This is a genomic window from Candidatus Methanoperedens nitratireducens, from assembly GCF_000685155.1.
GTDB classification, from domain to species: domain Archaea; phylum Halobacteriota; class Methanosarcinia; order Methanosarcinales; family Methanoperedenaceae; genus Methanoperedens; species Methanoperedens nitratireducens.
In genome coordinates, this window is the sequence record NZ_JMIY01000005.1 from 1 (window position 1) to 8,837 (window position 8,837).

Genomic DNA, 8,837 nt, shown 5'->3' on the forward strand with positions numbered 1-8,837 from the left:
AATGCAGCAGATGGGGACTACGAAATCCTTATCGGAGCATCCATGGAAAGCGGAAGCCAGATCATCTCTCTGCCCTTGAGCATCAGCATAAACCCTGACACAGACCCAACCCAGGCCCTGAGCGCATATCTTGAGATGAGCTCAGCTATACCAGGTCTTGAAATAAGACCTGAAAATGCTGCGGAATTTATCGTCTCTCTGAAAAACAGATACGACCAGCATATAAAGCTCAACTTAAAAGCACTGAGCAAGCCAGAAGGCTGGAACGTGGAATTCCTCTCAGATACTGATGATAAAGTGAGGCTTACCACGCTTGATCTGCCTGCCAAAGGCGAGCAGAAGTTCAGGGTAAAAGTAAAACCTTCCCTGAATGCAAGCGACGGCATATACCCCGTACTTGTGGGGGCTGTTAGCGGAGAGAAAAGCGTATCCCTGAGGCTTGAGGTCACCGTTAACAAAGGTCTTGAGAAAAGCCAGATACTCAGCCTTTATCCGAGCTACAGCGAGGTAACGCTTAACCCTGGAAGCTCAACAGAGATCAGGGTAACCCTGAGGAACGGCGGGAATGAGGCTTTAAGCAACGTGCAGCTTGAGATACAGGACGTAAGCGGCATCAGCACCCAGATCAGAAGCTTCGGGACAATAGAAAAACTGGAGGCCGGGGAATCGAGGAGCATTCCTGTTGAGATAACTGCGCGAGCAGATGCAGGTTCAGGGATAAAAGAGATATTCATGCGTGCCAGGAGCGGCGATGTTCAGGGCGAGGAAAAGAGCATCAAAGTCAATGTTGAAAAATCAGGGTCAAGCGGAGTGGCAGGCATCGGGATGGTACTGCTGGCTGTTGCTGCGCTTGTGTTCATAATACGCAAATTCGGGAGAAGATAAAATATGGATGCAGAAAAAGAAAAAAATGAAAATATCATAGAAACAATAGATCTTACCAAGCGATTTGGTAAGAAAAATGAGATTACCGCAGTGGATTCGCTTAACCTTAGCGTTAAAAAGGGCGAGGTCTTTGGCTTTGTGGGACCAAACGGCGCAGGCAAGACCACAACAATGAAGATGCTGATAGGCTTGCTTGAACCAAGTAGCGGCTCAGGAAAAGTTGCGGGCTTTGATATCGTGAGGGAGGTTATCAAGATAAGGGAAGCCACGGGCGTTTTGCCTGAACCTGCTGGCTTCTATGATAATCTTACTGCAAGGCAGAACCTCAGGTTCTATGCAAAGCTGTATGATATCGATGAAAAGACAAGGGAGAAGCGGATTGTTGACCTGCTTGAGCTTGTAGGTCTTGAGCGTGCCGTAGACCAGAGAACAGGTGGATTTTCAACAGGTATGCGAAAACGCTTTGGTCTTGCCCAGGCGCTGATAAATGAGCCAGGTGTTCTTTTCCTGGATGAGCCCACAAGCGGCATAGACCCTCTTGGCGCGCAGATGATGCGGGATTTGATTAAGAAGCTCAGCAAGGAAAAGGGCGTGACAGTATTTTTAAGCAGCCACAGCATGGCTGAGGTTGAGGAGATATGCGACAGGATAGGCGTTATAGCAAGGGGCAGGCTGCTTGCTGTAGGCACTGTGGATGAACTCAGGGATAAGGTGAGGGAAAAGGTAGGCATCAGGTATGCACTTGAAGTACAGGATTTGCCTGTGCAGAGGGTTATGGAGGGATTGAGGGGATTAAAAGGCGTGCGCTCTGTTGAGGCAGTGAACGGTCATATCTCGCTGCTTACAGATTTAGGTGCGCGCATGGAGATAGCGAAGGCGGTGAAGTCCATGGGTGGAACCATATCCATGTTCGAGGAGGAGAGGATGGATTTGCAGCGGGTGTTCCTGAAGTTGATAGAGGCGGCATAAGGCTGACGGGGTAAAAAGGCTGAACCAATGATTAGATGCCTGATACACATCCAGCAAGCCTCTCACTTTTCTCAACCGAGGTCATGAGGGTATCGCACCGCACCGCTCTGACCTTAAAGTCTTTTTCATCAGCAGTATCCCTCTGGTCGATCACAATAACATCCAGGATATCACCATAACATTCAGCAACGCCAACAGATGACACGGGGAACCCGCAGGCTCTCATCAACTTCCCGGCAGGGCCGCTGACTGGTGAACTACCTATGATCGGGCTTACAGCAATTACTTTTTTCCTGGCTAATATTTCCCTCATTCCTTTTAATGCCAGTATCGGCCCTATGCTTGTTATCGGGTTGCTCGGCCCAATTATCACATTATCCTCAGATTCAAGTGCTTCTACCACCTCATCTGTGGGTTTTGCTATTTCGATATCTCTAATATTAACATCAAGAACATCCGGTTCACCGCGAGCGCCTATCCAGAAATCCTGAAAATGCATCAGTCCCTGCGGTGTATTGATCATCGTATCTACTTTTTCATCGCACATTGGAAGAACACTGGCACCTATCCCGAGTACTGATGACATCTTCCGGGTAGCCTGCGTTAAGCCTGCACCATTTCGCATTAGTTCCGAGCGGTAAATATGGGTGGCGCGGTCCATATCCCCGATCATGAGCTTCTCATTAAGACCCAGTTTTTTTAAGGTATAGTGCGTATGAAAAGTGTCGTTCTTAACACCCCACCACTTTGTATCATCCAGTTGCCCTGAGAAAAGGTACAGTACTGTATCCAGGTCAGGAGAGACAAGATTCCCGGATACAATAATATCCTCTGCTGTGTTCACGATTACTGTGATCTCATCATCAGGGATAAGCAGCCTGAGGCCCTGGATCAGCTTGGGTGTGCCTGTTCCACCTGATAAGATTATCATATTAAACCTTCATTTTCCCGAACAATTTTCCGCCCAGTACAGTCATCGAAAGCGCAAATGAGACGATCACTATTATGCTTAACGATACTGGAATTATGGAATTACCAAGTAAAAACCAGCGAAGCGCCTCAACTCCATAGGTAAGAGGATTTGCATATACAAGCATGATTAACCAGCCAGGCAGGTTTGAAATCGGGAAAAAAGCTCCGCTTAGAAGAACAAGGGGCAGGGTCAGGAAGCTCATGACCATCTGGAATCCCTCATGACTTTCGATTCTGGAAGCAAGTGAAATACCCAGTCCGATAAATCCTATACCCAGGACGAACATGACCGCAATGCTTGCAAGTACACCTGGGAATGAGACATATCTAATCCCGATCAACCAGGCAATAATCATGATCAATATACCCTGGATCATGGATGTTGTAACGCCTCCTACTGCTTTTCCGAGCGATACAAAGAACCGGCTTACAGGCGCAATTAATATCTCTTTAAGAAAACCGAACTCCCTGTCCCATATGATAGACACGCCCCCCATCACTGATGAGAAGAGAACAGACATACCTATCAGGCCGGGCGCTAAATAACTTCTATCGAATGTACCGCCTCCTTGAAGCTGGAAAGATGAACTAAAACCAGCACCAAGGATTATCAGGAAAAAAAGAGGCGTTGCAAGAGATCCAACTATACGCGATTTTGAGCGCCAGAACCTCAGCATCTCCCGAAGCCACATTGTATAGACAGTATTGATCGCCTTTTTTACCATTATTTCCTCCTTGAGCGTATTATATATCCGACGCGTTCTGCTTCACTTGCCTCTTTATCCCTTATCGCACGGCCGGTGTGATGGAGAAATACATCATCCAGTGTGGGCTTTCTAAGACTTACCGACTGGATGGGAATACCGGCATTCAAAGCAAGGTTCAGCACATGAGGGATCTGGCGCTCTCCTTCCCTGACAGTAATAAAAACCTCGTTCTTTTTCAGAGACACTATCTCTGCACATCCGTTCTTTTTATAGATATCACATAATCTTGCCATATCAGCGGGATTCTCTAACCCGAGTGTAATTACATCTCCTCCAAGCCTGCTTTTCAGTGCTACAGGGGTATCGAGTGCAACAATCCTGCCATGATCGATAATTGCGATCCTGCCGCATAGTTGATCGGCCTCTTCCATATAATGCGTGGTGAGCACAATGGTCACGCCCTCCTCTTTATTCAGGATCTTTATATACTCCCAGATATGGTTCCTTGTCTGTGGATCAAGGCCGAGTGTGGGTTCATCAAGAAATAAGACATGTGGATGATGCATAAGCCCGCGGGCGATCTCAAGACGCCTCATCATCCCGCCTGAGTAAGTTTTAACTATTGAATCTGCTCTATCAGTCAATTCGACCAGGGAAAGAACCTCTTCGATCCTTTTTTTCCTGTTCTTGCTGTCCATGCCATAGAGCCTGCCGTGAAGATCAAGGTTCTCCCTCCCGGTGAGACGATCATCCAGCGTGGTATCCTGAAACACCACGCCTATACTCTGCCTGACCGCTGATGCATCCCTGCTGATATCAAAGTCCCAGATCCTGGCACTTCCGCCTGAGGGTTCGGTCATGGTAGATAACATATTTATTAGTGTGGTCTTTCCTGCCCCATTTGGGCCAAGGAGACCGAATAATTCTCCTGTCTTTACAGAGATACTTACATTATTTACAGCAGTAACACCCTCGAAGATCTTGGTTATTCCGGTTGTTTCGATAGCATAAAGCATGTTTTACTGTACCTAATTAACGTTAATGATAATAGAGCTTTTCAATCTCAAGAGTCTTGTAACCGATGACTTTATGAGTTATTATTTACATTTAGGAAATACTGTTTTCACTCCACTCCAGCAGCGGGGTAGGGTAGTCAGGAAATCCCGACGGGCTCATAACCCGTAGATCCATGGTTCGAATCCATGCCCCGCTATCCATGCGTTGTGTGAGCTTTTATTTTTCCGCGTATTATACTATTACCCTTCATTCCTGAATATTTGATATAAATTGATTAAGTATGAAGCATGGTTTGAGAAAGCTAAGACTGCTTATTTCTCAGAGCTTAAAGCCTTAAAAAAGGTTATTCCTGAAAATTTTGGTCTGAAGGTTGGTGTGGAAAGTGGGCGGTTTGCTCAACCTCTTGGTGTTAAAATAGGTATTGATACCTCAAAAACATGCCGAAGCTTGCAAAAGATTCATATATACGAATATTCCATATACAGAATATGTTATTAGAATCCAAAATTGAAGAGATGTATAAAAATGAGCAATAAAAGTTCAACTTTGTGGATACTCATCGCGCTACTTGTGGTAGTAGTCCTGTTGTTTTCCGGAGGCGGAATGATGGGTTTCGGCATGGGCTCTGGAGCCATCATAATGGTATTATTCTGGGGAGCAATAATCTGGCTTGTGATTTCACTTATAAATGCCGGAACACAAAAATCAGAAGAAACGTCTGAGTCTGCGCTTGCTATCCTGAAAAAGAGATATGCCAGGGGGGAAATAACAAGAGAGCAGTACCTTGAGATGGAGAAGGAACTGAAGGGGTAAACATGACCTGGTATGGAAACTGGGTGGCAGTGATTGCAAGTATTTTGTTCTTCACACTCTTTGCTGCGGGATTTGCTTATACTCCTAAAAAGCACGACTGGAAGACGCTTGGGATATATGAGGCTTTCATGGTCGCCCTGTTTACAGAGATGTTTGGCTTTCCTCTTACGATTTTCCTTCTATCCTCTATTTTAGGCATCTCGATACAGCCCACTGGCGAAACGGGTCATCTTATAGCAGTTGCCCTCGATCACCTGGGAATACTGGAACTTGATAAAGGCGTATTTCTGGTGATGGCGGTAAGCTCGATCATGATTCTTACAGGACTTGCCCTGATCGTGCTGGGATGGAAGAAAATACATAAAGCTACAGGGCTTGTGAAGGACGGCATATATAGATACTCCCGCCACCCACAGTATCTGGGTATTTTACTGATAACTTCTGCGTTCATTATCCAGTGGCCCACTATACTTACTGTAATAATGTGGCCAATACTGCTGATTATGTATGTCCGGCTTGCAAAGAAAGAGGAAAAAGAGATGGAAGAAAAATTTGGTGAAGAGTATCTGAAATATAAAGAAGAAACTGCAATGCTAATTAAAATCTTTAATGCTAAAATATGAACTGGAGTACATAAAATGGACAAGAGAATCTTTGAAATGCATGCTGAGATCTGCAAGATATTCACAAACCCCAGGAGATTGGAGATAATTAGCCTGCTCAGAGATGGAGAGAAAACAGTGAACGAGCTGACCGAACTGGCTGGTGTGCCGCAAGCAAATGTCTCGCAGCATCTCACGGTTTTGAGACAGAATAATGTTGTTACCACGAGAAGGGAAGGAACAAATATTTACTACAACATTGCGAATCCGAAAATCTTGCAGGCATGCGATTTAATGAAGGAAGTTCTTTTAGAAAAATTGACAGAGAATGAGAAGTTAGTAAAGAGGATGTTATAAAAATCGGAAAAATAAAATAAATATTAGAAGTTAAAAAATTAAAAGGAATTATTCTTGTATTACCTTAATGGTCGGGTTCATGACATACCTGTCTTTTCCTTGAGACTGGATAGATTCATTAGCATCAAAATCCAGTGTTAGTATTGTTGTCTGGTTTTCAACAATGTTAAATGGTTTAATTAGTTTTACTGTTTTAGATGGAATTGTTAGATTATACTCAGTTCCATCAATTGACACCAATGCTTTTTCAACATTCAACCTTATTTGAGTATATTTACCAGCCTTTAGCTCTGAAGTTCCTATTAACTCATCTACATCTTTTATTTTTATTAGGTCAAATGTCTTTTCTTCTCTAACTACTGTAAACCATCCCGTTTCATTTGTTGTATTTGCATCTTCATTAGCTCCAGCTAAATGTACCTCTACATTAGATATCGTCACTAAAGCCTTCTCTATGTTTAAATCGGTAGGGGCATCGGTTATTTGCATGACTAATGTCCCCGTTTCACTTTGAACACAACCGCTTAAACCGACCGCTACAAAAATTAAAATGGCTATTAAAAGTTTGTTTTTCATTTACGTACCTCCATACGCACTTAAATTTGCATTAATATATTATATTTTACTTAAACTTTTTGGTACCAATAGGAATTCTATAACAATTTTTAAAATCTCTGATAAGCTTTTGAAATTGACAGAACCTTTAGAATCGAATTATCCCTAAAAAATGTAGAGTCAAGGTGATACTTTTATTGTTTTCCTCCCCATCTACCTATCATTATGATCGCAATAACGCATATTAGTGTTATAACGATAGCCGTAATAACAAAATAGCTCCATTGAGTCCATGTTCCGCCAGTTGAAGTTAAAGGTATTCCACCTGTGGCAAAAGCTGAGAGCACAACCTGTGTCCAGACCATACCAATAACAATTCCGAATGCGGTTCCTAAAGATGTTGCAACGGTTTTCCTGATTTCAGTCATAGTTACTTCAGCCATATCTCTACCTCGGTGATCGATATTCTTAAACCTTGTAATAAAATTATCGTTTGATCTCAAAGTCAAATTATTATTATTATGTTTTGAATTTTTTATAATTTTCTTCTAAGAGAGATCAGTCCCATTTCCTTTAATTCAGGTTGAGGAAGTGTATATAAAATAGTTCGCCAGGTACGTTTCTTGGCCTTAAAGCTCCTCAAGCCTGCATTTCCCTTCTCTTTACGCATGAAATTAATGTAAATGTACCGTCATTAGTCTACGTCCTAAATACTCTTGCATCAGAATAATATATATAATAAGACTTTTAGTGATATGTTGATTCTTATGGTTTGTCAAATTTGCGGAAAGAATTCTGGTTTTTATCCACTTTGTCTCTGGAAGGTCTGTTAACTAAATGTGAAAATTGTGGAAACTGGAAAGAAGATGATAAACCACTCTGTTATGATTGCTGGTTAAAATCAAAGAATATTAAAAAAGGTATCAAAACTGCATTGACTAAAGATAAACCGCAAATAAAATATACATATCAAAATTTTAGAGAAAAACATAAGGAAGGTCTAAAAGTAAGAACAAAACATGGTTTATTGGTCCGTTCAAGAATTGAAAGAACGATTGCAGAATTCTTGACAGATAATGGAATCATAGTTCAATATGAACCAACTTTGATCTTAGACGGACAGAAACTTCATCCTGATTTTTATATCCAAGCAATTGGGATCTATTTAGAACATTGGGGGTCAGATGAACCTGATTATATACAAAATCGCAGAAAGAAGGAAGATATTTATAAAAAACATAACATCAAATACATCTCAACAGAAGAATCTGATGTGGATAATATTTATGATAAACTTAAAATCGAATTGAGTAAGTATGGCATAAATAAAACGGAGTGGAAATAGAAATGTTAGGCATCCCGGCGCGGATAACAGACATTTAAAGACGAATTGGATACCTTAGATACAATTGAGAAAAGGCTTGAGATCATGTTTGGCGCCAGAGTTAGGGATAAAAGGTCATCAAGGCGCAGAAATATCGTTAAAACTTGTGTTATATAAGCTCTAAAAGTTCCTTTGTAGTGTATACTTTTACATAGTTCTGCTGCTGGAATCCTTTATCCTCGCTCCATATTCCATCAACTTTGGTTTTCATAGCCAGCGCCAAAAAAGGTGCATCATCGGGATCGACATCTTTCATAATATTTTTAGCTTGAGCATAGCAATCGGCATATTCATCTTTTGGGTAGATGGTGATTCGTGAAAATAGCATATCCATCACATATTGCAGGTCCTTAGATTCGAGTTTTGCCTTCTTTTCGATAAGATCGGCATGTTTTAAAATCTCAGTAAATGTGTATTCTGGCGCTATAAATTCAATATTTGAATTCATCAGAATATAACGCCGTGTTGAGTTGGATATGAGGGAGGATATTATAATATTGGTGTCTATCACCAGTCTCATTTTCCCAACTCACTCGATATCATGTTGTTCTCGTATGGATTTTTTTATAAGTTTCC

Annotated in this window: 12 protein-coding genes and 1 tRNA gene; 7 read left to right on the plus strand and 6 right to left on the minus strand. The window is 42.0% G+C overall.

The window, feature by feature from the left end; genetic code table 11:
* Both ANME2D_RS09755 and ANME2D_RS09760 read left to right on the plus strand, forming a co-directional pair.
* A partial coding sequence (locus ANME2D_RS09755) for a COG1470 family protein (RefSeq protein ID WP_048091172.1) occupies window positions 1–885 on the plus strand: 885 nt, incomplete at its 5' end.
* A gap of 3 nt (window positions 886–888) precedes the next feature.
* Window positions 889–1,854, plus strand: coding sequence for an ABC transporter ATP-binding protein (locus ANME2D_RS09760; protein ID WP_048091174.1), 966 nt, complete (start codon window positions 889–891; stop codon window positions 1,852–1,854).
* A 31-nt stretch (window positions 1,855–1,885) separates the two neighbouring features.
* On the opposite strand, the gene cofD is transcribed toward ANME2D_RS09760, so the two are convergent.
* From cofD to ANME2D_RS09775, 3 genes are read right to left on the minus strand one after another with little or no spacing between them, the layout of a single operon-like run.
* Window positions 1,886–2,785 carry a 2-phospho-L-lactate transferase gene (cofD, locus tag ANME2D_RS09765; RefSeq protein ID WP_048091176.1) on the minus strand — a complete coding sequence of 300 codons (900 nt, stop codon included), beginning with the start codon at window positions 2,783–2,785 and terminating at the stop codon, window positions 1,886–1,888.
* 1 nt (window position 2,786) lies between these two features.
* Window positions 2,787–3,551, minus strand: a complete 765-nt coding sequence (locus tag ANME2D_RS09770) for an ABC transporter permease (RefSeq protein ID WP_052368789.1) — start codon at window positions 3,549–3,551, stop codon at window positions 2,787–2,789.
* Window positions 3,551–4,549, minus strand: coding sequence for an ATP-binding cassette domain-containing protein (locus ANME2D_RS09775; RefSeq protein ID WP_048091182.1), 999 nt, complete (start codon window positions 4,547–4,549; stop codon window positions 3,551–3,553). The genes ANME2D_RS09770 and ANME2D_RS09775 overlap by 1 nt, the downstream gene beginning before the upstream one ends.
* 122 nt (window positions 4,550–4,671) lie before the next feature.
* Here ANME2D_RS09775 and ANME2D_RS09780 point away from each other — a divergent pair.
* The 4 genes from ANME2D_RS09780 to ANME2D_RS09800 all read left to right on the plus strand — a co-directional run bounded on the left by ANME2D_RS09780 (window position 4,672) and on the right by ANME2D_RS09800 (window position 6,322).
* Window positions 4,672–4,746 (plus strand) — tRNA-Met (locus ANME2D_RS09780).
* A 329-nt stretch (window positions 4,747–5,075) separates the two neighbouring features.
* The gene (locus tag ANME2D_RS09790; protein ID WP_081810228.1) at window positions 5,076–5,363 is read left to right on the plus strand and encodes an SHOCT domain-containing protein; all 288 of its coding nucleotides are present in this window, start codon (window positions 5,076–5,078) and stop codon (window positions 5,361–5,363) included.
* A gap of 2 nt (window positions 5,364–5,365) precedes the next feature.
* Window positions 5,366–5,986: a methyltransferase family protein gene (locus tag ANME2D_RS09795; protein WP_048091186.1), complete on the plus strand. Its 621-nt coding sequence runs from the start codon at window positions 5,366–5,368 to the stop codon at window positions 5,984–5,986.
* Between the two features lie 15 nt (window positions 5,987–6,001).
* Entirely contained in the window at window positions 6,002–6,322 is a 321-nt protein-coding gene (locus tag ANME2D_RS09800) for an ArsR/SmtB family transcription factor (RefSeq protein WP_048091188.1), read from the plus strand.
* A 48-nt stretch (window positions 6,323–6,370) separates the two neighbouring features.
* On the opposite strand, the gene ANME2D_RS09805 is transcribed toward ANME2D_RS09800, so the two are convergent.
* Entirely contained in the window at window positions 6,371–6,898 is a 528-nt protein-coding gene (locus ANME2D_RS09805) for a DUF4382 domain-containing protein (protein ID WP_048091190.1), read from the minus strand.
* Between the two features lie 173 nt (window positions 6,899–7,071).
* Window positions 7,072–7,320 carry a DUF5654 family protein gene (locus tag ANME2D_RS09810; RefSeq protein ID WP_048091192.1) on the minus strand — a complete coding sequence of 83 codons (249 nt, stop codon included), beginning with the start codon at window positions 7,318–7,320 and terminating at the stop codon, window positions 7,072–7,074.
* Window positions 7,321–7,658: 338 nt separating this feature from the next.
* On the opposite strand from ANME2D_RS09810, the gene ANME2D_RS09815 reads away from it, so the two are divergent.
* Window positions 7,659–8,222: a hypothetical protein gene (locus tag ANME2D_RS09815; RefSeq protein WP_157834055.1), complete on the plus strand. Its 564-nt coding sequence runs from the start codon at window positions 7,659–7,661 to the stop codon at window positions 8,220–8,222.
* 148 nt (window positions 8,223–8,370) lie between these two features.
* On the opposite strand, the gene ANME2D_RS09820 is transcribed toward ANME2D_RS09815, so the two are convergent.
* Window positions 8,371–8,781, minus strand: a complete 411-nt coding sequence (locus ANME2D_RS09820; protein WP_048091196.1) for a PIN domain-containing protein — start codon at window positions 8,779–8,781, stop codon at window positions 8,371–8,373.
* Window positions 8,782–8,837: the final 56 nt, after the last annotated feature.